Annotated in this window: 16 protein-coding genes; 8 read left to right on the forward strand and 8 right to left on the reverse strand. The window is 67.4% G+C overall.

The features are described 5' to 3' along the window. The first annotated feature begins 76 nt into the window (after positions 1–76). From V6R86_RS01680 to V6R86_RS01695, 4 genes are all read left to right on the forward strand, one after another. Positions 77–2,410, forward strand: coding sequence for a PAS domain S-box protein (locus V6R86_RS01680; RefSeq protein ID WP_338501480.1), 2,334 nt, complete (start codon positions 77–79; stop codon positions 2,408–2,410). Beyond that, on the forward strand, positions 2,403–2,756 hold the full coding sequence (locus V6R86_RS01685; RefSeq protein ID WP_338501482.1) for a response regulator: 354 nt from the start codon (positions 2,403–2,405) through the stop codon (positions 2,754–2,756). The genes V6R86_RS01680 and V6R86_RS01685 overlap by 8 nt, the downstream gene beginning before the upstream one ends. A 70-nt stretch (positions 2,757–2,826) precedes the next feature. Continuing rightward, positions 2,827–3,168 carry a DUF393 domain-containing protein gene (locus V6R86_RS01690; RefSeq protein ID WP_338501484.1) on the forward strand — a complete coding sequence of 114 codons (342 nt, stop codon included), beginning with the start codon at positions 2,827–2,829 and terminating at the stop codon, positions 3,166–3,168. Beyond that, complete coding sequence (locus tag V6R86_RS01695) at positions 3,165–4,478, forward strand: AarF/ABC1/UbiB kinase family protein (RefSeq protein ID WP_338501486.1); 1,314 nt, start codon at positions 3,165–3,167, stop codon at positions 4,476–4,478. The genes V6R86_RS01690 and V6R86_RS01695 overlap by 4 nt, the downstream gene beginning before the upstream one ends. A 32-nt stretch (positions 4,479–4,510) precedes the next feature. On the opposite strand, the gene V6R86_RS01700 is transcribed toward V6R86_RS01695, so the two are convergent. Further along, positions 4,511–6,634, reverse strand: a complete 2,124-nt coding sequence (locus V6R86_RS01700) for a S46 family peptidase (RefSeq protein ID WP_338501488.1) — start codon at positions 6,632–6,634, stop codon at positions 4,511–4,513. A gap of 278 nt (positions 6,635–6,912) precedes the next feature. Here V6R86_RS01700 and V6R86_RS01705 point away from each other — a divergent pair, with 278 nt between their 5' ends. Both V6R86_RS01705 and V6R86_RS01710 read left to right on the forward strand, forming a co-directional pair. Continuing rightward, positions 6,913–8,589, forward strand: a complete 1,677-nt coding sequence (locus V6R86_RS01705; protein ID WP_425335972.1) for a M20/M25/M40 family metallo-hydrolase — start codon at positions 6,913–6,915, stop codon at positions 8,587–8,589. After that, positions 8,589–10,748, forward strand: a complete 2,160-nt coding sequence (locus tag V6R86_RS01710; protein WP_338501492.1) for a penicillin acylase family protein — start codon at positions 8,589–8,591, stop codon at positions 10,746–10,748. Before V6R86_RS01705 ends, V6R86_RS01710 begins: the two co-directional genes overlap by 1 nt. Here the strand turns inward: V6R86_RS01710 and V6R86_RS01715 are convergent. After that, complete coding sequence (locus V6R86_RS01715; RefSeq protein ID WP_338501493.1) at positions 10,730–11,983, reverse strand: amidohydrolase family protein; 1,254 nt, start codon at positions 11,981–11,983, stop codon at positions 10,730–10,732. The genes V6R86_RS01710 and V6R86_RS01715 overlap by 19 nt on opposite strands. Before the next feature lie 109 nt (positions 11,984–12,092). On the opposite strand from V6R86_RS01715, the gene V6R86_RS01720 reads away from it, so the two are divergent. Continuing rightward, positions 12,093–14,153: a S46 family peptidase gene (locus V6R86_RS01720; protein WP_338501495.1), complete on the forward strand. Its 2,061-nt coding sequence runs from the start codon at positions 12,093–12,095 to the stop codon at positions 14,151–14,153. A 43-nt stretch (positions 14,154–14,196) separates the two neighbouring features. Beyond that, positions 14,197–15,303: a glycosyltransferase gene (locus tag V6R86_RS01725; RefSeq protein WP_338501496.1), complete on the forward strand. Its 1,107-nt coding sequence runs from the start codon at positions 14,197–14,199 to the stop codon at positions 15,301–15,303. Here the strand turns inward: V6R86_RS01725 and V6R86_RS01730 are convergent. From V6R86_RS01730 to V6R86_RS01755, 6 genes are all read right to left on the reverse strand, one after another. Continuing rightward, on the reverse strand, positions 15,237–16,154 hold the full coding sequence (locus tag V6R86_RS01730; protein WP_338501499.1) for a galactosyltransferase-related protein: 918 nt from the start codon (positions 16,152–16,154) through the stop codon (positions 15,237–15,239). The two genes, V6R86_RS01725 and V6R86_RS01730, sit on opposite strands and share 67 nt — an antisense overlap. After that, on the reverse strand, positions 16,151–17,287 hold the full coding sequence (locus tag V6R86_RS01735) for a hypothetical protein (protein ID WP_338501501.1): 1,137 nt from the start codon (positions 17,285–17,287) through the stop codon (positions 16,151–16,153). The genes V6R86_RS01730 and V6R86_RS01735 overlap by 4 nt, the downstream gene beginning before the upstream one ends. Then, positions 17,284–19,296, reverse strand: coding sequence for an HAD-IIB family hydrolase (locus V6R86_RS01740; protein ID WP_338501504.1), 2,013 nt, complete (start codon positions 19,294–19,296; stop codon positions 17,284–17,286). The genes V6R86_RS01735 and V6R86_RS01740 overlap by 4 nt, the downstream gene beginning before the upstream one ends. Positions 19,297–19,474: 178 nt before the next feature. Further along, the gene (locus V6R86_RS01745) at positions 19,475–22,570 is read right to left on the reverse strand and encodes a GAF domain-containing protein (RefSeq protein WP_338501506.1); all 3,096 of its coding nucleotides are present in this window, start codon (positions 22,568–22,570) and stop codon (positions 19,475–19,477) included. Positions 22,571–22,684: 114 nt separating this feature from the next. Then, positions 22,685–24,025, reverse strand: coding sequence for an MFS transporter (locus V6R86_RS01750; RefSeq protein WP_338501508.1), 1,341 nt, complete (start codon positions 24,023–24,025; stop codon positions 22,685–22,687). A 9-nt stretch (positions 24,026–24,034) separates the two neighbouring features. Then, positions 24,035–26,611 carry a TonB-dependent receptor gene (locus tag V6R86_RS01755; protein WP_338501510.1) on the reverse strand — a complete coding sequence of 859 codons (2,577 nt, stop codon included), beginning with the start codon at positions 26,609–26,611 and terminating at the stop codon, positions 24,035–24,037. Between the last annotated feature and the right edge of the window lie 184 nt (positions 26,612–26,795).

Below are 26,795 nucleotides of genomic sequence, written 5' to 3' on the forward strand. Positions count from 1 at the left end.
GAAAGATTAACGAAAGACGCTTTCGCACGATAGTCAGGCTTTGCCACCGGCCCCGGACACGCTAGCGCATCGGTCGATGCCCGTATTTCTCGACGATGGCGGCGAATGCGGCGCCCTTATCAAAGCGCGCGACTGGTCCGACACCCTCGGCCCGGTCGAAAAGTGGCCGCAAAGCCTCAAGGCCGCCACCGGCCTGCTGCTCCGTTCGCCCGTGCCGATAGTAATGCTGTGGGGCGACGATGGCATCATGCTTTATAACGACGCTTATTCGGTCATCGCCGGTGGGCGCCATCCGGACCTGCTCGGAAGCAAGGTGCGCGAAGGCTGGCCGGAGGTCGCCGACTTCAACGATCATGTGATGAAGGTCGGCCTCGCCGGCGGCACATTGTCCTTCCGGGACCAGGAACTGGTGCTGCACCGGCACGGGCGTCCCGAGAATGTGTCGATGAACCTCGATTATTCGCCGGTGCTGGGCGACGACGGCCGGCCCGCCGGCGTGCTCGCCATCGTAATCGAGACCACCGCCCGTGTCGCCGCCGAGCGCGCGCTGCAGGCCCGGGCCGAGCGGCTCGATCTGTTCGATCGCCTGTCGCGGGCGATCAACGACCTTGCCGCCCCGGACGAGATCATGGCGGTCACCGCGCGCCTGCTCGGCCAGTACCTCAAGGCCTCGATCGTCGCTTACGCCGACATGGAAGTGGACCAGGACTCCTTTACCATTCGCGGCAACTGGTCGGCCGAAGGGGCGCAAAGCATCGTCGGTAGCTACAGCCTCGACACCTTCGGCGCGACAGCCGCGCGAAGGTTGCGCGGCAACACGCCGCTCGTCATCCGTGACGTCCGCGGCGAGCTTGGCGAAGAGGAAGGCGCCCAATTCCTGTCGATCGGCATCGAGGCGACAGTCTGCATGCCTTATGTCCGCGCAGGCAAGCTCGCCGCCTTGATGGCCGTACATCAGAACGTCCCGCGCGACTGGACGGAGGACGAGCAGGCGCTGGTCGCCGAAGCCACCGAACGCAGCTGGGCGCATATCGTCCGGGTCCGTTCCGAAGCCATTCTGCGCGAAAGCGAAGACCGCTTCCGCAATATCGCCGATCAGACCCCGGTGATGCTGTGGGTCACCGACGAGACGGGCTATTGCACCTATCTCAACAAGACCTGGTACGATTTCACCGGGCAGGACGAGCATGAAGGCGAAGGCTTTGGCTGGCTGAACGCAGTGCATGCCGACGACCGCCCCCAAACCGAACGGGCCTTCGTCCAGGCCAACGAAGCAAACGCGCCTTACGAAATCGATTTCCGCCTGCGCCGCGCCGACGGCAGCTATCGTTGGTGCATCGACGCTGCCGCACCACGCTTCGACGGGTCGGGCAAGTTTCTCGGCTATGTCGGTTCGGTGATCGACGTCGATGAGCGGCGCGAGAATATCGAGCGCGTGCGCCGCAGCGAAGAGCAGCTTCGCGCGGTGATCGACCAGATGCCCGTCGGCGTCGCCATCGCCCGCGTACCCAGCGGCGAGATCTTTCTCTACAACCAGGCACTCGAAGACATGCTTGGTCACCCCAGCCTGTCCGAAAGCGCCGAAACCTATCACCGCTATGGCGGGATCGACGATCAGGGCCACTCGCTGCCCGCTGAACGCTACCCTCTGTATCGCGCGGCAAAGCTCGGTGAGACGGTCACCGACGATGAAATCTGCTACCGCCGCCCCGATGGCCGGGAGATCACCTTGCTTGCGCAGGCGGCCCCGATCCTCGACGATGACGGGCGGGCGGGCATCGCGATTGTCGCGCTGCAGGACATTTCCGAGCGCAAGGCCGCCGAAGCGCATCAGCACCTCCTGATCAGCGAACTCAGCCACCGCGCCAAGAACCTGCTCGCCATCATCCAGAGCATCGCCCAGCAGACCTTCCGCGGCGAGGACAGCATCGCCGCCTTGCTGTCCCGGTTCGAAGGGCGTCTCGGCGCCCTGTCGGCGGCGCACGGCATTCTCACCCAGGAAAAATGGGAGTCGGTGCCGCTCCGCCGCCTCGTTTGCGACACGTTCACGGCCGTCCGGGCCGACGACGAGTGTTTCATTCTGGACGGGCCGGACCTTCTGCTGCCGCCGAAGGTTGCAGTTAGTCTCGCCATGGCCGTCCACGAACTCGCCACCAACGCCACCAAATATGGCAGCCTCAGCCAGCCGGGCGGGAGCGTCACGATCACCTGGTCGAACGAGAACGAGCGGCTTCGGCTCGACTGGAAGGAACGCGGCGGGCCGCCCGTCATCCAGCCGAACAAGCGCGGCTTCGGCACCCGGATGATCGAGCGCGGCCTCGCCGCCGAACTCGGCGGCACCGCGCGCATCCATTACGAGCCCGATGGCGTCCGCTGCGAAGTGGACGCTCCACTGCCAGCGCATGGCTGAACCCGCGCCTCGGGTTCTTCTCGTCGAGGACGAGCCGATGATCGCCTTTGCGCTTGAGGACATGGTGATCGAGCTTGGCTACGACGTGGTCGGCCCGGCCTTCCGCCTTTCCGAAGCGCTGGAGTTGGCCAGCCGCGAGGAATTTGCGGTGGCGGTACTGGACGTCAATCTCAACGAACAACGCAGCTATGCCGTCGCCGATCTGCTGCACGAGCGCGGGATCCCGTTCCTGTTCGCCACCGGCTATGCCGAAGGCGGCGTCGGCTGGAGCCGGGACGCGATGGTGATTGCCAAGCCCTATAGCCGCGCCCAGCTCGCCAAGGCGCTAGGCGACCTGCTCGACTGATTGTTGCAGGCCGGACGGCACGGTCTCTCGTCCGGGTTCATCGCGCCGCCCGCGCTCCTATATCGGTCCCATGCTGACGGTCTGGTTCGATGGCGGCTGCCCGCTCTGCCGACGCGAAATCGCGCTGATGCGGCGGCTCGACTGTGCCAAGCGGATCGCGTTCGTCGATGTGTCGGCGGGCGCGCCGTCCGACTGCCCGGCCAGCCGTGACGCGCTGCTTGCCCGCTTCCATGCCCGCGAGGGCGACCGGATGCTCAGCGGCGCGGCTGCCTTTGCCGCGATGTGGCGCGCCATTCCGTCTCTGAGACCATTGGGCGAAGCCGCGCGCTTTCCCCCGCTGCTGGCGCTGCTCGAACTTCTCTATCGCGCTTTCCTGCGCGTCCGGCCTGCACTCCAACGGCTTGCGCCATGAGCGGGGACGAAAGCCGCCCCATCCCGCGTGGCCGCTTTGCCCGCGCCGGGCAGTTCGGACGCCTCGCCGGCGGGGTGGCCGGGGGCATGCTGGCCGAAGGCGCGCGGCGGCTGGCGGCGGGCGAACGGCCGAGCGGGCGCGACCTGCTGCTGACGCCGGCCAACATCACCCGCCTCGCCGACCGCCTCGCCCACCTGCGCGGGGCGGCGATGAAGCTGGGGCAGATGATCAGCCTCGACAGCGGCGACTTCCTGCCCCCCGAACTCAGCGACATTCTCGCCCGGCTGCGCAGCAACGCCTTCCACATGCCGCCGCAGCAATTGCAGAAGGTGCTGGAAGCCGAATGGGGCAAGGACTGGCGCCGCCGGTTCAAGCGATTTCAGGCCCATCCGATCGCCGCCGCGTCGATCGGGCAGGTCCATCGCGCCGAGACGCACGACGGCCGGGTGCTCGCGATCAAGGTCCAATATCCGGGCGTCGCCGAAAGCATCGACGCCGATGTCGACAATGTCGCCGCCCTGCTGAAGGTATCGGGGCTGCTCCCCACCGAACTCGACATTGCGCCGCTGCTTGCCGAAGCCAAGGCGCAGCTGGCGCGCGAAGCGGATTACGTCCGCGAAGGGCAGCAGCTCCGGCGCTACGGCGGCTTGCTGAAAAATGCACCCGAGTTCGTGGTCCCGACGCTCGACGAGACGTTCACCACCTCCCGCGTGCTGGCGATGAGCTTCGTCGAAAGCAAGCCGATCGAAGCGCTGGACGAGGCGCCGCAGGAGATCCGCGACGTGGCGATGACGCGGATCGTCGGGCTGGTGTTGCGCGAACTGTTCGAGTTCGGGGTCATGCAGACCGACCCCAATTACGCCAACTACCGCTTGCTCGACGATGGCCGCATAGCGCTGCTCGACTTCGGCGCGGCGCAGGATGTGCCGGCCTCGATCAGCGAGGGCTATCGCACCCTGCTCGGCGCGGCGCTGGCGGGGGATGCGGACACGGTGAAGCGCGGCGCGGTGGCGGCGGGCTTCATTGGACAGGCGGTTGCCGACCGGCACGGCGAGGCGCTCGACCGGATGGTGAAGGTGGTGCTGGCCGAATTGCACAAACCGGGACCGTTCGACTTCGGCGACCGCGCGTTCCTGACCATCATGCGCGAGGAAGGCGTGGCGATCGCCGCCGACAAGGCGAACTGGCACCTGCCCCCCGCCGACCTGTTGTTCGTCCAGCGCAAGATCAGCGGCACCGCCCTGCTCGGCGCGCGGTTTAAGGCCAAGGTCGACGTCCGCTCACTGGTTGCGAACGCACTCGCAAACTAGCAGGCGAGGCCAAGACCCCGCCCGCCAGCGTCTTACATCACGCCCATTTCGCGCAGCAGCCGCTGCGCCCCGTCGACCTTGTCCATCGTCCACAGCATGAAGCGGCTGTCGACGTGGATGGTGCGGTTGATGGTCGGGTCATATTGCCAGTCGGCCACCACCCCATCGAGCGTGCCGTCGAACGCCAGGCCCACGAATTCACCCTTGGCATTGAGCGTCGAGGAACCCGAATTGCCGTTGGTGATATCCACCGTCGACATGAAATCGACCGGCAGCGTGCCGAGCGCCGGGGCAGTCCAGCGGCCGTAATCCTTGGCCTTGATCAGATCGATCGCCTTTTGCGGCGCGGCGAATTCGCCCTTGCCGGTCTGCTTGGCGACGAGCCCTTCGGCGGTGGTGAACGGCGTCCACACCTGCCCGTCGACCGCCTTGCCCGTCACCTTGCCATAGGTGAAGCGGAGCGAGCCGTTGGCATCGGGATAGAGCGTGCGCCCCTTGGCTTCGGCGAAGGCGAGCATCCCGCGCATATAGGCCGACCGCGCCGCCTGAAGCTGACCGGCACGGGCCTTGGCTTCCGCCTCGCGGGCGATATCGCGCGGATAGGAAGCGACAGCAAGCTGGATGAACGGATCGGTCGAGGCTTCGAACTCGGCCGGGGTCTTGTTCAACCAGGCCAGCCGGGTCGCGGTGTCGCCGAGCTTGGTGTCGGCATAGAGGCGGTCCATGCCGAGCTCGGCGATCTTGGCTTCCAGCGCCGGGTCGCGTTTCTCGGCCGGGGCCTTGCGATATTCGGTCAGCGCCTGCTCGAACAACGCGCGATCGACCTTGGGCACATAGCGCCGCTCGATCGCCGTCAGCCGCTGCTGCGTCGGCAGCAGGTCGCGGTCCTGATAGCCGCTCTCGCGTTGCGCATCGGGCTTCTGCCGTTCCTTCGACCAGCGATACAGATTGCGCGCGGCGCTCAGCAGCTGGGCGCGGCCGAGCGTGCCCATCCGCACGCTGTCGAGCGCGCTCTGATTGGCTTCGGCGACCAGCGTGTCGAGCGCGGCGGGATTGTACATGGCGGCGCGCCGGGGATCGGCGGCGATCCACGCGCGATATTCGGCTTCCGCAGCCTCCTTGCGCGCGGCAAGGCCGATGCGATCGGCACCCGCCATCTCGCCCAGATACTTCTTCTTGTAATTGTCGGCGCCCTTGATGATCGAGGCATATTTGATCGTCGCGTCAGGATCGCCCGCGGTCGCCTTTTCGATCGCCGCCGAATAGTCGTTCAGCAGCTGCTGCTGGACCGGCGTCATGGTGTCGAAATTGAACTTGGCTTCGGCCGCGGTGACCAGGCGGCTGGTGGTGCCGGGGAAGCCGGCGACCATCACGAAGTCGTTCTCCTTGACGCCCTCGGTCGCGACCTTGAGCCAGGACTTGGGCTTGTAAGGCACATTGGTCGCGGCATAGGGCGCCGAGGTGCCGTCCGGCGCGACGTAAGCGCGATAGAAGCCGAAATCGCCCGTGTGGCGCGGCCACATCCAGTTGTCGGTCTCACCGCCGAAATTGCCGATCCCGCCGGCGGGTGCATAGACCAGGCGCACGTCCTTGATCTCGAGCTGCTGCTGCAGGAAGTAGGTCGCGCCGCCGTAGTAAGCACGCACGTCGCAGCGGCGGTTGGGCTGCTTTTCGCAGGCCGACACCAGCGCCTTGCGATTGGCTTCCATCTTTTCGTAGCGCGCCGCGCCGGTGAGGCGAGTGGAGACGCCCTTGTTCATGTCGCGCGTAACGTCGCGCAGGTCCTCGATCACATAGATGCGCGTGCCGGGCGCGGCGGGCAGTTCGCCCGCGAAATCGGCGGCGAGGAAACCGTCGGTCAGATAATCCTGCCCGGGCTTCGAATTATACTGGATCGAGCCGTAGACGCAGTGGTGGTTGGTCGCGACCAGCCCCTGCGGGCTGAGGAACGCCGCCGAGCAACCGCCCAGCGAGGCGATGGCGTTCATCGGCGCCTTTTGCAGGTCGCCAAGCGTCGCCGGATCAAGCTGCAAGCCCTTGGCCTTGAGTTCGGCGGCAAGGCTTGGCGTCTGGCGCGGCAGCCACATGCCTTCTTCGGCGTGGGCCGCGGTGGACGCGAGCAAGCTGGTCACGGCAAGGCTGAGGAATCTGGTCATCTTGGGTCCTGTGCAAAAGCTTCAGGCGGTGGGGCGTAACAGAAGCGCGAGCGCCCGCCAATCGCCCCGGCCCCGCCACGCATTATCCTTTTATTTCAGGCGGTAGGCGGCCACGGCCGCGTCTGCGCGAACTTTTCGTGTGCAGTCCGGCCCAAGCAATGCGACACGCAAGGAAAGACCCCTGTTTGGAGTACGCACCAATGAGTCTCGTTCGCGCCGGCACGATCGTCGTTGGCCTTGCTGTCCTTGGGGCGTGCCGCACGCCGGGAGAGCCGGCGATGGATGCGGCGCCCGAAGTCAGCGCGGCTCCGTCGGCAGCGCCGCAGCAGGCCGCGGCGATCAGCGCGCAGCGTATGTCGGAGATCACGCGGGTGCTCGCCTCGGACGAATTCGAAGGCCGCTCGATGGGCACGCCGGGCGAGGAGAAAACCATCGCCTACCTGATCGAGCAATATAAGGCGGCGGGGCTTGAGCCCGGCGGCGAGAATGGCGGCTGGACGCAGGCGGTGCCGCTGATCCGCACCAAGCTCCAGGGGCCGCAGCTGTCGATCCGGCAGGGCGCGACTACCACGCCGCTGTCCTTTCCGAACGACATCTATGTCAGCACCGTGCGCGACACGCAGGCCGCGCGGATCGACGGCGCGCCGATCGTGTTCGTCGGCTACGGCACGGCGGCGCCCGAGCGAGGGTGGGACGACTTCAAGGGCACCGACCTCAAGGGCAAGGTCGCCCTATTCCTGGTCAACGATCCCGATTTCGAAGCCGCGACGGGGGAGCCGGTCGCGGGCAAGTTCGGCGGCAAGACCATGACCTATTACGGGCGCTGGACCTACAAGTTCGAGGAAGCCGCCCGGCGTGGCGCGATCGGGGCGATCATCGTCCACGAAACCGAGAGCGCGGGCTACGGCTGGAACGTGGTGCAGAGCGCGGCGGGCGAGAACTTCAACATCGTGCTGCCCGCGGGCGCGACCCAGCCGGTGCTGCTGCAAGGCTGGATGCAGCAGCCCGCGGCCGAGGCGCTGCTGCGCCGCGCGGGCTATGATTATCGGACGTTGAAGACGCAGGCCCGCCGGGCCGACTTCCGGCCGATCGACCTCAAGGCGCGGTTCAATGCCAGCGCGGGCGTCGAGCTCAGCCGGATCCAGAGCCGCAATGTGATCGGCAAGCTGACCGGCGGCCGTTATCCGGACGAGACGGTGAGCTATAGCGGACATTGGGACGCCTATGGCGTCGGCGCCCCCGACGCGCAGGGGCGCACGGTGCGGCCGGGCGCAGCGGACGATGCGCTGGGCCTCGCCGCGATGATCGAGATCGCGCGCAAGTTCGCGACCGGCCCGCGGCCCGAACGCAGCCTCGTTTTCGCCGCCTGGACCGCCGAGGAACGCGGGCTCTTGGGCTCCGAATATTACGCACAGAACCCGTTGTATCCGCATGCCAAGATGGCCGCGAACCTGACGCTCGACACCTTGCAATGGGCCGGGCCGACCCGCGACACCCTGCTGATCGGGCAAGGGCAGAGCGAGCTCGAGCGCTATCTGACCGAGGGCGCGGCGGCGCAGGGGCGGACGGTAACCCCCGAAGGCCGGCCCGAGCGCGGCCTGTTCTATCGTGCCGACCACTTCACGCTTGCCAAGCGCGGGGTGCCGGTGCTGCTGAGCATGGCGCTGGCGCGCGCCTACGACCTGCAGGACGGCGGCCGGCCGGCGGGCGAGCGCTGGCTCGAGAGCTTCACCGGCACTTGCTACCACCAGACTTGCGACGCCTGGTCGCCCAGCTGGAACCTCGGCGGCGCGGTGCAGGAAGCGGACCTTTACTATGCGATCGGTGCGCGCCTCGCGAACAGCCGCGCATGGCCGCGCTGGACCGAAGGATCGGAATTCCGCAAGGTGCGTGAGGACAGCGCCGCCGAGCGCGGCGAAGCCCCGGCCCCGCGCCAGGCGGGCGAGCGCGGCTGATGCCGGCGGTCGCGCGCCTTCTCGCGGCCCCCGCGCTCCTCCTCGCGCTGACCGCCGCCTCGCCTGCGGAGAAGCAGCAGTGGGCGGCGCAGGCGAAGCGCGTCACCATCGTCCGCGACGATTGGGGCATCGCGCACATCAGCGGGCCGAAGGATGCCGACGCGGTCTTCGGCATGATGGTGGCGCAGGCTGAGGACGACTTTCCGCGGGTCGAGGCCAATCTCCTCACCGCCCTCGGCCGCACAGCCGAAGCGGAGGGGGAGAAGGCGATCTGGCGCGACCTGCGCGCGCGGCTGTACGTCAGCGAGCCGGAGCTGAAAGCCCATTATGCCGCGAGCCCGGCGTGGCTGCGCAGCCTCATGAACGCCTGGGCGGCGGGGTTGAACCATTATCTCGCCACGCACCCGACTGTGCGGCCCAGAGTGCTGACGCGGTTCGAGCCGTGGATGGCGCTGAGCTTCACCGAAGGCAGCATCGGCGGCGATATCGAGCGGATCGACCTTGCGAAGCTCGAGCAATTCTATAGCGGCAGCGCGACGCAGACCGCGGCGCTGCCCGACAACGAACCGCGCGGATCGAACGGCATCGCCATCGCGCCCGCCCTCACCCGCGACGGCCGGGCGCTGCTGCTGATCAACCCGCACACCAGCTTTTTCTTCCGCTCCGAGCAGCAGGTGACCAGCGGCGAGGGGCTGAACGCCTACGGCGCGTCGACCTGGGGGCAATTCTTCATCTACCAGGGCTTCAATCCGACGCTCGGATGGATGCACACGTCGAGCGGGGTCGACAGCGTCGACGAGTTCGCGTTCGACGTACGCGGCGGGGAGGCACCGGTCTATCGCTTCGGTGCAAACTGGCGGCCGATGCAGGCGCGCGACATCACGCTGCGCTATCGCGCGGCCGACGGGACCCTCGTGAGCCGCACTTTCCGCACCTGGCGCACGCATCGCGGGCCGGTGATCCGCGCCGAGGGCAATCGCTGGATTGCTTTTGCGATGCTCGACAATCCGGTCGCCGCGCTTCAGCAAAGCTATTTGAGAACCAAGGCCCGCGACCTCGCCGGCTTCCAGAAGGTGGCCGAATTCAAGGCCAACAGCTCCAACAATACGCTGGTCGCGACGGCGAAGGGCGAGATCGCCTATCTCCATCCGCAGTTCGTGCCCCGGCGCGACGACCGAATCGATTATACGGGCGTGGTCGACGGCAGCGATCCGGCGACCGACTGGCGCGGGCTGCATGCGGTGGCCGAGCTGCCCAATGCGATCAATCCGGCGACCGGCTGGACGCAGAACACCAATGCCTGGCCCTATCGCGCGGCGGGCAGCGCGAGCCCCGACCCGGCGCGTTTCCCACGCTACATGGACACGTTCGGCGAGAATTATCGCGGGGTTCATGCGCAGCAATTGCTGACGGGATCGCGCGGCTGGACGCTGGAAGGATTGCGCGCGGCGGCGTTTGATCCGCAGCAGCCGGGCTTTGCCGAGCTCGTCCCGCAACTGGTGCGCGCGTACGACGCGCTACCTCGCGGCGATGCGCGGCGAGCCGCGCTGGCCCCGCCGATCGCGGCCCTGCGCGGCTGGGACCACCGCTGGAGCGCCGACAGCATTCCGCAATCGCTGGCGATGTTCTGCGGCGAAGCGCTGCAAAAGAAGCTGGCGCCGCGCCCGGGCGAAGCGCGCAACCGCTTCTTCGCGCGGCTCGGGTCCGGCACGAGCGACGCGCAGAAGCTCGATGCGCTGACCGAAGCGGTTGCGCGGCTCACCACCGATTTCGGCAGGTGGCAGGTGCCGTGGGGGGACATCAACCGCTTTCAGCGCATTTCACCCGCGATCGATCATCCGTTCAGCGATGCAGAACCCAGCATTCCGCTGCCCTTCGCATCGGGCATCTGGGGCTCGCTCGCTTCGGTCGGCTCGGGCCCCAAGCCCGGCACCAAGCGCTGGTACGGGACCAGCGGCAACAGCTTCGTCGCGGTCGTCGAGTTCGGGCCGAGGGTCCGCGCGGTGGCGGTGATGGCGGGCGGCGAGAGCGGCAATCCCGCCTCGCCCCATTTCAACGACCAGGCGGCGCGCTATGCGGCGGGCAATTTGCGCCCGGTCTATTTCTACCCGGACGAGCTGCGCGGCCACATCAGCCGGACCTATCGCCCCGGCGAATAGATCCGGCCGTCCTTGATTACCTGCCGCACCCGGCGGGTGGCGGTGATGTCGGCGGTGGGATCGCCTTGCACCGCGACGAGATCGGCGCGGAGACCGGGCCGGATCGCGCCGCGGTCGGCAAGGCCGAACGCCTTGGCATTGCCCGAGGTTACCGCGACCATCGTCGCCAGCGGGGTCATCCCGCCCGCGACCATCAGCTCCAGCTCACGCGCATTGTCGCCGTGGGCATAGACCCCGACGTCGCCCCCGGCGCAGATCGGCGCGCCCGCTTTCAGCGCCAGTGCGAACGCCTTGCGGCTGAGGCTGACGGAGGCCAGCGCCGGGTCCGCGCCGTTCCACCCGCCATATCGCGCCACCGCGTCGGCCGCGGCCAGCGTCGGGCATAGAGTGACGCCGCGCGCGCGCATCTGGGCGAAGATCTCGGCCGTCCCGCCATAGCCATGCTCGATCGTGTCCGCGCCCGCCGCGATCGCCCGGCGCATGCCTTCGGGGGTCGAGGTGTGGATCGCGACCGGGCGTCCGGCATCGTGCGCGGCGGCGACGGCGGACTGTAGTTCGGCCAGCGAAAAGGTCGGGCGACTGTCCTCGCCCGCACGCCAGCGATAGTCGCCGTAGAGCTTAATGACGTCGGCGCCGGCCGCGATCTGGCTGCGAACGACGCGCACGACCTCGTCGATGCCGCTCGCTTCCTCCGCGCCCAGAGGCACTTCGACCCCCGGCTCGAACCCCTTGGGACCATAAGCCCCGCGCGCGACGATCGCCTTTGTCGCGACCACCAGATGCGGCCCCGGCACGATCCCTTGATCGATCGCCTGCCGCAGCCCGACATCGGCATAGCCCGCCCCCTCGGTGCCTAGGTCGCGCAGGGTAGTGAAGCCCGCTTCCAGCGTCTTTCGGGCATGAACCACCGCCCGCGCAGTGCGCAGCGCGAGCTGCTCGTTCAGCACCTGCGCGTCCCATTTGGCTTCGTTGTAAGGGTGCAGGAACAGGTGGCCGTGGCCCTCGATCATGCCGGGGATGAGGGTGGTACCGGGCAGCTCGATCACTCTCGCCCCGGCGGGCGCGGGCAGGTTGGGTCCGACCGCCGCGATCCGGTCGCCCTGGACCAGCACCTGCCACCCGGCGCGTGGGGTGCCGACGCCGTCGAACACGCGGTCGGACTTCAGCAGCAGAGGCGGCGCGGCGGCCGGCTGCGCCGCGGCAAGCGCCGCCGAAAGAACCCAGCCCAATACCATCTCGCGTCTCCCCTTTGGCCCGATCCAAGCGGATCACCGCCCCTCGCGCAAGCTTGCCGCGCCCCGGCTTCATGTTACGGGGAAGACCACCCAATCAGGAGAGCATCCCTTGCGCCGTTCCTCCCTGCTTCTCGCCGCCGCCTCCATCCTGTTGCCAAGCGCGGCGGCGGCCGAGGAAGGGATGTGGACCTTCGACAACTTCCCGATCGCCGCGGCCAATCGGGACCTCGGCACGTCGATCGACCAGAAATGGCTCGACAAGGTCCGCCTCGCCTCGGTGCGGCTGGGCGGTGCGTCGGGCGGGCTGGTCTCGCCCGACGGGCTGATCCTCACCAACGAGCATGTCGCCTCGCGCTGCGTCGAGGATCTGTCCACGCCCGAGCGCAATTACGTGCAGACCGGCTTTACCCCGCAATCGCGCGCCGAAGAACGCCAATGCCCCGGCATGGTCGCCGAGATCCTGACCGACATCCGCGACGTCACGCAGCGGATGCAGGCGGCGGGCGCGGGCCTTAGCGGCGAAGCCTTCACCAAGGCGCGCGATGCCGAAGCGGGCCGGATCGAAACCGAAGCCTGCGGGTCGGACAAGAGCCGCCGCTGCCAGGTGGTGACGCTGTACCGCGGCGGGCAGTTCAAGCTCTACACCTACCGCCGCTACACCGACGTCCGCCTCGCCTTCGCGCCCGAGCATCGCGCCTCGGCCTTCGGCGGCGATCTCGACAACTTCAGCTTCCCGCGCTTCGCGGTCGATGCGGCGTTCGTCCGCCTGTACGAGAACAATCAGCCGGTGAAGACGCCGGGCTATCTGCGCTGGAACGCCGCCCCGCCGCAGGAGAACCAGCCGGTGTTCCTGTCGGGCAGCCCCGGCGCGACCCAGCGGCTGCTGACGCAGGCGCAGTTGCGGACGGTGCAGGACGTGACGCTGCCCCTGGAGCAGCTGATCAACAGCGAGCTGCGCGGCCGGCTGCTGCGGTTCAGCCACGAGAACGAGCGCAACGCCTTTATCGCCGGACAGGCGATTTCGGGCGTCGAGAACACCTACAAGCGCGGGTTCGGGCGGCAGCAGTCGCTGATCGACCAGCGCTTCATGGCCCGCCGCGCCGCGGCCGAAGCGGACTTCCGTGCCCGGGTCCAGGCCGACCCGGCGCTGCGCCAGTCGATCGGCGATCCGTGGACCGATCTTGCGAATCTCCAGCCCGAGATGATCCGCCTCTACCCCGGCTATTACATGCTGGAGGCACGCGCGGGCGGCGGGTCGCAGCTTTACAACTGGGCCGAGGACCTCGTGCGCGGGGCGCAGGAACGGCCCAAGCCCAATGCCGAGCGCCTGCCCGAATATGGCGACGCGCGGCTGGCGCAGGTCGAGAACGGCCTGCTCGCGACGCGGCCGACTTATCCCGCATTGGACGAAGTGCAGCTCGCCTGGTGGCTGTCCAAGGTGCGCGAGATTCTGACCGTCGACGATCCCCGCATCACGCCGCTCTTGGGCAAGGAATCGCCCGAAGCGCTCGCCGCCCGGCTCGCGCGCGGCACCAGGCTCGGCGATCCGGCGGTGCGCAAGGCGTTGTGGGAAGGCGGCTTTCCCGCGGTGCAGGCGTCGAACGATCCGCTGATCCAGTTTCTGCTGAAGATCCAGGACGTCACCCGCGCCACCCGCGCGGAGTATGAAGGCAAGGTCCAGGCCCCGACCGACCGCGCCAGCGAAGCGCTGGCCAAGGCGCGCTTTGCGGTATTCGGAACCAGCCTTTATCCCGACGCGACCGGCACCCTGCGCCTGACCTACGGCCGCCTCAAGGGCTGGACCTATCAGGGCCGTACCGTGCCTTATGCCACGACCTTTGGCGGGCTGTGGCAGCGGGCGACCGGGGCCGAGCCGTTCGACGTCGCCCCGCGCCTGCTGGCGGCGAAGGACCGCATTCCGGCCGCCACCATCCTCGACGTCGCGGCCTCGACCGACACCATCGGCGGCTCGTCGGGATCGCCCGCGATCAATGCTAGGGGCGAGATCATCGGCGCGAATTTCGATTCCACCGTGCTGACCCAGCGCAACGCTTATGGCTACGATCCCGAAATCAATCGCAGCGTGCTGGTGACCACCACGGCGGTCACCGCCGCGCTGCGTCACGCTTATGGGCAGAGCCACCTGCTGCGCGAGCTCGGCGTTCGCTAGGCCCAAGCGGGAACCGGCGCGGGGCGTCTCCGGTTAAGCCGGGGTGCGAACCACAACCCTGCCGAACCCACTGCGGATCGCCGTGATCGCGCATGTCCGCCATCCGGTCGCCGCGCCGTTCATGGGGGGCATGGAAGCGCATTGCGACACCTTGGTCCGGCAACTGGTCGGCGAGGGGCACGACGTCACCTTGTTCGCGAGCGGCGACAGTGCGGCCGATCTCCCGCTTCATGCCCTTGCGCCCCATGCCTATGAGACCGAGCTTCCGTGGTCCGAGTGGCACGGGACCGAGACGCTGCGCCGCTGGCTGCTCCGCGCGTATCGTCAGGCGTGGGACGAGATCGTCGCGGGCGGGTTCGATATCGTCCACAACAATGCCCTGTTTCCCGACCTGATCGACTGGGCGTCGCGCGACCGGGTAGCGATGGTGACCTCGCTTCACGTGCCGCCCTTCGACGCGCTGCACGCGGCGGTGGCGCGCAATGCGGGCACACCGTGGCAAAGGTTCACGGTCTGCTCGGGACAGCAGCAAGGGCTGTGGCCGGCGGGAGCCACCGAGGTCGCGTGGAACGGGATCGCGCTCGGAGACTGGCCCTTTGTAGCAAAAGGAGAGGGCCGCGCGATATGGGTCGGGCGGATTACGCCGACCAAGGGCACGCTGGAAGCGATCGCCGCGGCCGATGCGGCAGGCGTCGCGCTGGACATCGCCGGGCCGATCGACTGCCGCGATTATTGGGACGAGGTGCGCCCAAAGCTTCGGGCGCCGCATCGGTATCTGGGCCATCTGTCGGGCCCGGCGCTGACCCGCGCGGTCAGCGAAGCGTCCGTGCTGATCGCGACCCCGATGTGGGACGAGCCGTTTGGCCTGACCCTGATCGAAGCCATGGCCTGCGGCGTTCCGGTCGCGGCACTGGGGCGCGGCGCGATCCCGGAGGTGGTAGGCGATGCGGGCGCGGTCGCCCCCACCGTGGCCGAGCTGCCTGACGCGATCCGCGCGGCAATGCGGATCGATCGGTCGATTCCGCGCGCCCGGGTCGAACGGCATTTCTCCGCCGCGGCGATGAGCCGGCGCTATGCCGAGGCTTATGCGTCGGCGAGCGCCGGTCTTTCGGCTTCGAGCACGGCCAGCACCCGCGCCGAGCTGGCGTAAGGCTGATCGCTCTGCTGCGCGGTCAGCGCGAGATCGCTGTCCTCCGTCTCCCGCACCCGCACGAAGTCGTCTCCGCGTCGTTCGACCAGGCCCATCAGGGTGAAGGCTTTGAGCCAATGGTCCATCGTCACATGGCCCCATTTGTCGCGAAAGCGGTGGGCGTTGGCGATGACGCTGTCGAGATGATGCACCGGCGGCATGTGGTGCGGGTGATATTGATGATAGGCGCGCGCCCCACGGGTCCAGTGGAACGGCAGCCCGGCTTCGGCGGCGGTGCGCCCGAAATCGGTGTCTTCGCCGCCATAGCCGACAAAGCTTTCGTCGAATCCGCCAAGCGCAAGGAATTCGGAGCGCCGCATCGCGAAGTTCAACGACCAAAAGCAGCGATAATCGGTGCAGTCGCCAAGCGGCGTTTCGGGCGGGCCCGAGCGCTCGCTATGCTTGACCCCGGCCTTTGCAAAGGCGGCGAAATCGAGCCCGCCGTCGGTCGCGCCTTTGGGCAGGTAAAGCACCTCGCCCATCAGGATGCCGTCGGTGAGGTCCATCCGCGCATCGTAGTCGCCGACAAGGTCGGGATCGGGGATGCAGTCGATGTCGAGGAATACCAGCCGCTCGTTCGCCGCTTCCGCCGCGGCACGGTTGCGCGCCACCGACAGGGTAAGCCGCCCGCTGCCGAGCACGTGCTGGCGCACCGGGAACGGTGTATCGGGCAGGTCGTAAGGCTCGTCCTGCATGACGCCGATGACCAGTTCGGCGGGTTTGACCCGGTTCATGGCGAGACCCGCGACCAGATTGCGCAGGTGATCCGCGCGGCCCGATCCCAGGGTACAGACGCTGATCGGCGCGGTCATGAGGCGACCGCTTGGAGTTGGGGCGCGGCGCGTGGCGCGCTGCCCCACGAGCGGGCGATAAGGTCGCGCAGCCAGGCGGCGGTCTTTTCGGCGGCATTCGGATCAACCAGCGCTTTCTGCCGGTCGAGGTCGAGCGCCTTGGCCTGGCGCCACAGCGCTTCCCAAGCGGCGGCGCTGGCCGGCCAGCCGTCCGCGAATACCGCGGCGCCGGCTTCGCCGAGCATCCGCGCTTTCCAGCGCTGCTCGTCGAAATAACGCCATTCGGGGATCACGATCCACGGCCGGCCGGCGGCGGCGACGGTGTGGACGGTGGTGTTGCCGGTCGAGGAGACGACACGGTCGGCGGCGGCGACCCAGCGGTCGGCGTCGTCGACCCAGCCCTTGTGCTGGAGATTGCCGGGCGGCGTGTCGTGCCACGCTTGCGCGACCGACCCGATGGTGACCCACAGGCTGTCGGGCTCGGCCCGCGCGCCGAGGCTGAGCGGCGGGGCGGGCGTCCCCTCCCCGCCTCCGCCCGCGATCACCAGGACGAGATCGACATGCGGGTCGATGCCGAGCGCCGCGCGGGCTTCGGCCTTGCTGGTTACGGCGGGCTGCACGCCCAGCCCGCCGGCGTGGAAGATCATGTCGCGCATCCATTGCGGGCGGCCGGGCTGTTCGAGCGCGGCGGCATAGGGCGCGAGGATTCCGACCGCACCTTCGTAGGCGGCCATGTGACCGGGGTCGTCGCGATCGCCGTGCTGGAGCACCGGCACACACGGGATCGACGCGATCCGCGCTAATTGAGCGAGTTCGGCGCTGACGTCGCTGATGAACAGCGCCGGTCGCGCGTGGTTGAACCAGTTGGCCAGCCTCGCCACCGCCTCGGTGATCTGGCTCCAGCCGAGCGGCGCGCAGTGCAGGGTCGGCGGCGTGCGGGCCGCGGCGAGGCCGCCGGGCACCGGTCCTTCGGCTTCGAACAGGGACGGCAGCCGCTCGACCCGGGCCCAGGCCGGCAACGGCGGAAAAATGTCTTCCCGCGCCGAGAACAGGGTCACGGGCGTATCGGGGCCAAGGGCATGAACCAGCGCCGCTGCACGCTCGGCATGGCCGCGGCCCTGATGATGGACAAAATAGCCGATCGCGTTTCTCATGCCGCGAGCAGCCTTGCGGCATCGGCGCGGGCAAAGGCGTGGAGCGCTTCGAGGACGCCGCCGGCATGGGGGCTTTGGCTTCGATGCACGTTCGAGCGCTCGGCAAGATCGGCTAGCGTCGGGCAATGATTGCCGACCAGGATCGCGCGCGGGCAGGCGTCGAGCATGTCGCGGTCGTTACCGCTGTCCCCGGCCGCGAAAACCGCGGACAAGGGGAGCGAAAGGCGCGCGGCGACCCATCTCATCGCGGCCGCCTTGCCGCCGTTCGCGGGCAGGATGTCGAGGAGATTGCCGTGGCTGTGAATGACGCGGGCGGCGAGGCCGGCTTCCGCCAGCCTCCGCTCGATCCGCCGCGCCGCTTCCGCCTCGGCGAAATAGCTGATCTTGAAGCGCCGTTGTTCGACCGCGCCCTGCGGACGCAGGCCGTCGAGCCCGGCTAGCGCGGCGCGGATGGCGCCCGGTTGCCAGTCGCGGGCGAGTTCCGTCGCAAAGCCGTCGTCGCGCTCGAGCCGGCCGCCCTTGCGCCAATAAATCTCCGATCCGACCGATGTCACCATGACGTCGGGCGCGCGATAGCCCCATTCGCCGAGGATGCGCTGCGCTTCCTGCAATGAGCGTCCAGTGGCGATCCCGAACATCCGGCGAGGGTCGCGGTCGAGCGCGGCCTGGAGCCGGCGAGCTCCGTCGCGGCATCCGGTCAGGGTCCCGTCGATGTCGGATAACAGGAGATCGCGCGGACGCTGGACCGCCTGCGGCACCGTCGTCACCGTCTCGGCAATGGCCATGAAATCCTCGGCATAACGATCCCAGCTATGCCGGCGCACCCGCGCCCGTCCGGTTCGCAAGGCCGTTTCCCAGCGGTCGCGGTCGTCGAGCAGGCCGATCATCGCTGCGGTGAACGCGTCGCCGTCGGCCGGATCGATGCTGACCCCGTGGCCGAGCTCGGCCACGATGTCCGCCGCGCCGCCGTTGGCGGTCGCGACCACCGGAACGCCATGCAGGGCCGCTTCGACAAGGGTCAGGCCATACGGTTCGGTCGCGGCAGGATTGACGAAGATCCCGCCCGTGTCGCGGGCAAGGGCGTAGAAGGAGGCGATGTCGGACTGTTCGTGCCGCTTGGGCAGGGCGAGCGAACCGTAGAGATCATGGCTGTCAAGGCCGTGCAGTAACTGGCCGATCACCGCGCGCTGTTCCGCCTCGCCGCTGTCCGGACCGTCGCGCAGCCCGGCGACGATAACGAGGTTGGCGGCGGCGCGCAGGGCCGGCGACGCGCCGTACAAATCGACCAGATGGGCAAGGTTCTTCTTGTGGACCGGCCGGGCGATGGCAAGGATCACGGGCTTCGAGGGATCGCGAAGGAAGGGCGCGACCAGCGCGCGGGCGCGTGCGGGATCGGCGTCGTGGGTGGGTTGCAGCCCGGCGCCCGGCGGCACCCGGTGCACCTTGGCCGCATCGGCCGATGGGTAGCGCATCAGCTGCCGTTCGGCCTCGTCGCGGGAAGACGCGATGATCGCATCGGCGCTGGCGATGGCGCGATCCTCGAAGGCGATCCGGCTGGCGAGATCATCGCCGTCCGCAAGGTGATCGGCCTTGTCGATGCCGAGCGAATGGGCGGTGTAGATGAAGGGAATGCCGAACCGGTCGCGGATGGCGATGGCGACTTCGGCGGCGTCGGCGAAATGGGCGTGGACGAGGTCCGGGCGGATGTCGCGCGCGTCGAGGTCGGCGAGGAGCGCGGCGATAAAGGCCGGGCGGTCGGCCACGGCGGCTTCCTTGCTGAGATAGCGCCGGTTGCCGCTGTCGATGCGGCGGATGCGCAGTTTGTCGCCGCACGGCTGCAACGTCAGGGAATAGTCGTCGCCGAGGTCCGGCGCGTCGAACAGGCGGGTCACGAGCTCGACCTCGGTCACATCGCGCCGCGCCGCCAACGCTTCGGCCGCGCCCCACAGGTAGGTGAGGTGGCCGCCGCTATCCTCGGTGATTCCGAGTGGCAGGGGCGGTGGGCGCAAGCACCCGCCAAGAGCAATCGACATTATTCGCAATGTGGGTTCCAGATCGAAGAAGCTGTATGAACCCACAAGCGAACGAACGCGGGGGAAAGTTGCTACGGACGAAGGTCCGGCAAACATCTGTTAATGGCGACCCGCCCGAACAGTCGCTGGCCTCACAACGACTCGGATCGGTTTATCACCGGTCGCCGGACACCGGGGCGTCGAGCGAGGCAAGGCTCGCGGCCAGATCCGCCCTGCGGAACGGCTTGGTCAGACGCGGCAGGTCGCTCGCGACCCCTTCCGCTTCGGCATAACCCGACACGATCAGGGTCGCGATCCCCATGCCCTGGTCGCGCAGGAGGCCGACAAGCTCGGTTCCGGTCATCCCCGGCATGAGATGGTCGGTGACGAGGAGGTCGGGCTTCAAGCCGCAGTGCAGCAGGTCGAGGGCCTCCTCGGCCGACGAGGCTTCCACCACCGCATAGCCGAGTTCGATCAGCATGTCGGCGGTGCTCAACCGCACCAGATCCTCGTCATCGACCAGCAAAACCGTGCCGGTATTCGTCGACGGCGCGACTTCGGTGGTGCTTTCGGCCGCGACAAGAGGATCGACGCTTTGCGGCAGCCAAAGCTCGATGTTGGTTCCAACGCCCTCCGTGCTGTGAATGGCCAATGCCCCGCCGAGCTGGGAGGCAAGTCCGTGCACCATCGACAAGCCAAGGCCGGTGCCCTTCCCCACGCCCTTGGTCGAGAAAAAGGGCTCGACCGCCCGTTTCAGGGTCGCCGCGTCCATTCCGTCGCCGGTGTCGGCGACCGAGACACGCAGATATCGGCCCGGCGCCAGATCGATGCCGCGGCGCCTGGCGGCCAGTTCCTGCCAGTCGACCGAGATGCGCAAGGTGCCGCCATCCTGCATGGCGTCCCGCGCATTCACCGACAGGTTGAGGATCGCCATTTCCAGCTGGTTGGGATCGACCTTTGCCGGCGGAAGATCGTCGGCCGCGTCCACCACTACCTTGATCTGCGGCCCCGTCGTGCTGGCGATGAGGTCGGCCATGCCGCGCACCAGCGGAGCGAGATTGACGCTGACGGCCTGAAGCGGCTGGCGGCGGGCGAAGGCGAGCAAGCGCTGCACCAGCGTCTTCGCCCGGTCGGCCGACTGCACCGCCCCCGCGATCAGCCGCTGCTCACGCTCGTTGCCCAGCCCCTTGCGCTGCAGCATGTCGAGCGAGCCGACGATGGGCGTCAGGAGATTGTTGAAATCGTGCGCCACGCCGCCGGTGAGCTGGCCCATCGCCTCCATCTTCTGGCTTTGACGCAAGGCTTCCTGAGCCGCCTCGAGTTCGGCGTCGCGCGCTTTGGCATCGGACAGGTCGCGACCCACCGCGATGAAATTGATCCCGTCCGGCTCCGGCGCGACGGTCCATTCGATCGACTTCCACCCCCCGTCGCTGGTGGCGATCCGGTTTTCGAAGCGGGCCGGCCGACCGCTGTCCCCCATGCCGGCGATCGCCTGCAAGGTGGCCGGCATGTCGTCGGGATGCATGAAGGTGGCGTAGCCCCGCGACAGCAATTCCTGCTCGCTCCAGCCGAGGACTCGCTTCCACGCCGGACTGACCGCCGACATGTGGCCGTCGTAATCGGCACGGGCAAGCAAGTCGGGGGACAGGTTCCAGAGGCGATCGCGCTCGGCCACCCGCGCTTCGACCTGCGCTTCGAGCTTTTCGTTGAATCGGCGAAGATGATCCTCGGCGCGAACCCGGTCGATCGCGGTGCGCACTCGTTCGCCCACGTCGCGGAACAGCGCTTCCTCGGACGCCGTCCAATTTCGCGGCGTCGCGCTTTGCAGCGCGAGAACGCTGGCCCACTGCGTTTCGGCGAACAGGATGACATCGAGATAAGCGCCCACCTGCCGCGCGCCGAGCCCGGCACGCGCGTCGGCGTTGAACCGCGGGTCGGTCTGTACGTCGTCGACCTTGACCACCGCGTCTTCATGATAGGCGCGCAACAGGTCCGGTCCGAAGACCGCAAGATCATGTTCACCGGCGAGCGAGCCGACGCCGCGCGTGTAATCCCGCTCGATTTTCATGACGCTGCCGTGGAATTCGGCATAGAAGACGCGGCTGAGCCCGAAGCGATTACCGAGCCGCTGCGCCGCTGCCGACGCGATGTCCACGGGAGTGCGAAGCACCCGCAGCTCGTCGGAAAGCGCGAGCAGAAAAGCCTGGCGCTCTTCGCTTGCCTTGAGCGCATCTTCGGCAAGCCCGCGTTCGATCGCGATCGACAATTGGGCCGACAGCGCTCGAAGCACCTCAAGCTCGCCCTGTGAGAAGGCAGTGCCCCGCCGACCAAAGGAAACGGTTCCCAGCAGTGTTTTTCCAGCGATCAGCGGAGCGCTGAAATAATGATCGATCTGAAGCTCTTGCAGGAACGCCACCTGCGGATCGCCGGAGGATTGGATGTCGGTGACGTGCAGGGCGTCACGGCTTTCCGCGACCAGACCGCATATCGTTTGCCCGACTTCCAATCGGCCGGCGGCAACTTCCTGTTCCGGCGTCAGGCCAACGGACGCGATCAGGTGCAGGCCATCGTCGCTGCACCGGTAATGGAAGCCCACATCCAGTTGAAACGGGACGCGGATGAGGCTGAACAGGCTGTCGACCGCGCGGGCCTTGTCGCCCGCAGCAAGCAGGAGGGTCGAGGCTTTCGCCAACAGCGACAGTCGTTCGCCACGCTGTTCGGCCCGGGCCCGTTCGGCGCGCGCCAAGGCTTCGGACCGGTTCAACTCGAGCCGTGCCATGGTCTGGTCCGCAAGCATCTTAAGCCCGCGGCGCTGGCGCTCAGTAATTCCTTGCGGTCGCGCGGTCCGGTCGAGCACGCACACGGTGCCGAGCGGCAATCCTTCGGGCGTCCGCAGAACGGCGCCGGCGTAGAAGCGCAGACCCCCAGCGACATTGACCAGCGGATTGGCCTCAAAACGCGGGTCGGCCGTCAGATCGGGCACGACCAGCAGGTCGTTCTGAAGGATCGCATGACGACAGATCGACACGTCGAGCGGAAGGCTATCGGTCCCAATCCCGACTTCCGCCTTGAACCACTGCCGGTCGGCGGCGATGAAATTCACCACCGCCATCGGCGCATCGAGGAAGTCGGCGGCCAGTTCGGCAACCGCATCGAACGCGGCCTCGCGCTCCGTATCGAGGATGGCGTAGCGGTCGAGCGCCGCGACCCGGTCGGCTTCGTCCCAGGGCAAGGCATGCGCCTGGGCAATATCCGATCGATGTGGTGTCATTCCGCTCAACTCTTTGGCACCAAAGCAAACGCGGTCCAAGGCCGCCGCTACCGACCCTAAGGCATTGAGGCGATTGTTGCGAGTGGCTTAAAAGTGACGGCCGGACGCTCCGCCTCAATCCTCGACGATCGCGCTGCTGTCCCTGGTATCCTTCATCCGGATGTAAACCACCAGCGACACCGCGATCATGGCGGTGACATACCAGTAGAACCCCCGTTCCCAGCCGGCATCCTTGAAGGTCAGCGCGACATATTCCGCCGTGCCGCCGAACAATGTGTTGGCCAGCGCATAGGGCAAGGCGACGCCGAGCGCGCGGATGTGGGCGGGAAACAGTTCGGCCTTCACCACCGCATTGATCGAGGTGTAGCCAGTGACGATGATCAGCCCGCCCATGACCAGCAGGAACGCGGTCACCGGATCGCGGGTGGTCTCCAGCGTGGCGAACAGGGGATAGGTGCACAGCACGCCCGCGACGCCGAAGCCGATCAGCAGCGGCTTGCGCCCGATCCGGTCGGACAGCGCGCCCGCGACCGGCTGCAACAGCATGAAGAGGAACAGGCTCGCGCCGTTGATCTGCGACGCGGTCTCGCGCGAGAAGCCCGAGGTGTTGACCAGGAATTTCTGCATGTAGATCGAGTAGGCATAGAAGGCGAGCGTGCCACCGGCCGTCAGCAGCATTACCGTCATCGCTTCGCGCGGATGATGCTTGAACAAGGTCAGCGCGCCCGACTTCGGCGCGTCGCTGCTTTGCGCGTTCTTGAAGCTTTCGGTTTCCGCCAGGCCGCGGCGGATCCAGAAGACCACCACCGCCAGCACCGCGCCGATGGCGAACGGAATGCGCCAACCCCAGGCTTCGAGATCGGCTTCGCTCATCACCGCCTGAAGCAGCAGCAGCACGCCGATCGCCACCAATTGGCCGCCGATCAGGGTGACGTATTGGAACGAGGAAAAGAAACCGCGCCGCTTCTTGCCCGCCATCTCCGACAGGTAGGTTGCGCTGGCGCCATATTCGCCGCCGACCGACAGGCCCTGCATCAGCCGGGCGAGCAGCAGCACCGCCGGGGCGAGCAGGCCGACGCTTTCGTAAGTCGGCGCGACCGCGATCAGCAGCGAGCCCGCGCACATCAGCGTGACCGACAGCGCCAGACCGCTCTTGCGGCCTTTGCGATCGGCGTAGATGCCCATCATCCACGCGCCCAACGGACGCATGAAGAATCCTACCGCGAAGACGGCGGCGGCGCCGAGCAATTGCGCGGTGGGGTCGGCCGAGGGAAAGAAATGCGGCGCGAAATACAGGGTGAAAGCGGCGTAGGCGTACCAGTCGTACCATTCGACGAGGTTGCCCGTCGCACCGCCGACGATCGCTTTCAGCCGCGCTTTCGACGACACCGGAGCATTACTGCCCGGATCGGCGGCAAGCGGGAACGGCGCGTCGTCCGTGTGCACAAGGGACATGTCGAGTCCTTAAAAATTGAAGTTCACGGCAGCGAAATAGGATGCGCCATTGAACCCGAACTGCGTCGCGAAGCGGCTATAGGGCACGGTGCCGTCGTTGGTCAGCCGCGGATCGGCAACCTTGTCGGGATACACGTCGAAGATGTTGTTGGCGCCGACCTGCAGCTCGACCGCGGGCGAGAAGCGATAGGCGATCGACGCATCGGTGACGATCTTGGCCCGGAAGGTCTGGTCCTGCTCGGGAAGCTGCGGCGCGATGGTGCTGATCGGCCCGAAGCGGGTCGCGGCGACGCGGGCGGTGACGGCCCCCCGTTCATAGACCAGAGTGCCGATGATCTTGCTGCGCGGCTGGTTGACCTCGATCCGTCCGCGCTCTTCGCGGTTGAGCAAGGTTTCGCCGAAGCCCGACAGTTGCGGCGGCGTCCGCACGTCGCCCTGGATCTTGGTCTTGTTGAGATTGAGCGCGAGCGATCCGGTCAGCTTTCCGGCGCCCAAGTTGTGGACGCTGGTCGCCACCACATCGAGGCCCCGGGTCCGGGTGTCGATCGCGTTGGTGAAGAATTGCGCTTCGGTGACGTTGGTCCCGGCAAAGAATTGCGCCAGCGCCGGAATGGTGTTGCTGAAGCGGCCGGAGATGACGATCCGGTCCTTTATGTCGATCTGATAAGCGTCGGCGGTGACGTTAAGCGCGCGGCCCAGCGTCAGGGTGGCGCCGACCGAATAGCTCCACGAGGTTTCCGGCTTCAGGGACGGCACGCCAAGGCGGCGGGCAATCTCGCTGTCGTTGCGCACGGTAGTGACTTCGCGTTGCTGGTTGACGCCGTTCACGGTGATGAACTGGGTCGAGACCGAGCTGAAGAAGCGCTGGTGCAGCGACGGCGCCCGGAAGCCGCGGTTGACGCCGCCGCGCAGGGCGATGGCGTCGGTCAGCTTGTAGCGCCCGACCAATTTGCCCGACAGATTGCCGCCGAAATCGCTGTAGTTTTCATAGCGCGCGGCGGTGCTGACCAGCAGCCGCTCGGTAATGTCGGATTCAAGGTCGAGATAGACGCCGACCGCGCGGCGCGTTTCGTTGACCTCGTTATCGGGGCGAAAGCCGCCGAACACCTGCACGCCCGACGCCTTGATCTGCGCCGCGGGCGTGCCCGGCGGATTGTAGTCGAGGTAGGATTCGGGCTGGCCCGCGCCGATGCCGTAGCGATCGAAGCGCAGCTCGACACCGCCGGCGACGTTGAAGGTGCGGGTCCCGAACAGGCCGTCGAAGGTCTTCGATACGTCGAGGTTGTTGGTGAACTGCTGGAAGGTCAGCTTGCCGGCGTAGAAATGCGTCGGTGTCGCGTTGCCGAGCGAGGCGTTGATCGAATTGTCGACGTCGAACTTGATCTGGTTGCCGCCGAACTTGCTGCTGATGTCGATCACCAGGTCGTTGCGGCCGCCCCGGCGGATGCCGACCGCGGCGGTGTAATCGTCGATCCCGGTTTCGATGAAGGGCAGATAGCCGTCGGGAAACAGGGTGAGATTGCTGGTCCGCGGATTGTTCGGATAGCGATAGAAGCCCGCGGCGCGCCCGTCGCGGTGGGTCCAGCCGCCGAACGCGTAGGCATCCCAGCCGCCGACCGGGAGGCCGGCATTGAGAAAGCCCGAATAGGTCTTGGCGGCCGAATTGCCGACGATCATGCCCTTGCGGTCGAAATTGCGCTGCTGGACCAGCGCATCGTCCTGCTGCTGGCGGGCGATTTCGGCGGCGGTCAGCGGGACCGAAAAGGAAAAACCGGGAAAGCGCGTCGCCGGCAGCGGCGCCAAGTAGACCGTATTGTTGTAGACGCCCGAGCGGTCGGTGTAGCCCCGATCGATGAACAGCGCGGTGGCGTTGAGGAAGCCGCTGTCGCCAAGGCCGAACCCGGCGTTGACGCTCGATTGCAGCAGTTCGCCGTCGCCCTGCTTGGTGATCCCGGCCTGGTTGCGCCATTCGATGCCATGATCGCGGCGCTTGAGGCCGATGTTGATGACCCCGGCGATCGCGTCCGAGCCATATTGCGCCGCCGCGCCGTCGCGCAGCACTTCGATCCGCTCGATCGCCGCGGCGGGAATGGCGTTCATGTCATAGCCGACCGACCCGCGGCCGACGGTCGAATTGACGTTCACCAGCGCGGTGGTGTGCTGGCGCTTTCCGTTCAAAAGCAGAAGGGTCTGGTCGGGCCCGAGGCCGCGCAAGGTCGCGGGATCGATATGGTCGGTGCCGTTGGCGATGGTCTGTTTGGCCGAATTGAACGACGGCGCGACGAAATTCACCATCTGCGCGACTTCGACCTGGCCGGTTTCGGCAAGCTGCTCGCTGTTGACGACGTCCACCGGCGCCGCGGTATCGACGTTGCTGCGCGCCTGCTGCGAGCGCGACCCCGTGACGACGATATCGGCGCCCTGCGTGGCGGATTGCTGCTCGGCGGCGGCGGGATCCTGCGGCGACGCCTCGACCGGGGGCTCGGCTGTGGGGGCCGGCTGGGTCTGGCCGTGCGCCACGGCCGGGACCAGCAGGGCAGCGCCAGCATAAAGGCGCAGGAATCGAGCACGTTGCCGCGAGTTCATGGATTGGGCTCCTCTCCCGTTCCGCCGCACGCGCAACAAGCGGCGGCCGTTGGCCAGGAGTTTCTGGCGGCCATCAGCGACGCGCAAGAAACATTGTAAATGGGCCTAAGCCTTTGGTTTCCTGTCGAATCGCTGGATTGGCCGCCGGAACGTCCTCAGAATTCGTCCGAAATTTCGGATAGCG

The sequence above is a fragment of the Sphingomonas kaistensis genome (assembly GCF_036884275.1).
GTDB classification, from domain to species: domain Bacteria; phylum Pseudomonadota; class Alphaproteobacteria; order Sphingomonadales; family Sphingomonadaceae; genus Sphingomicrobium; species Sphingomicrobium kaistense_A.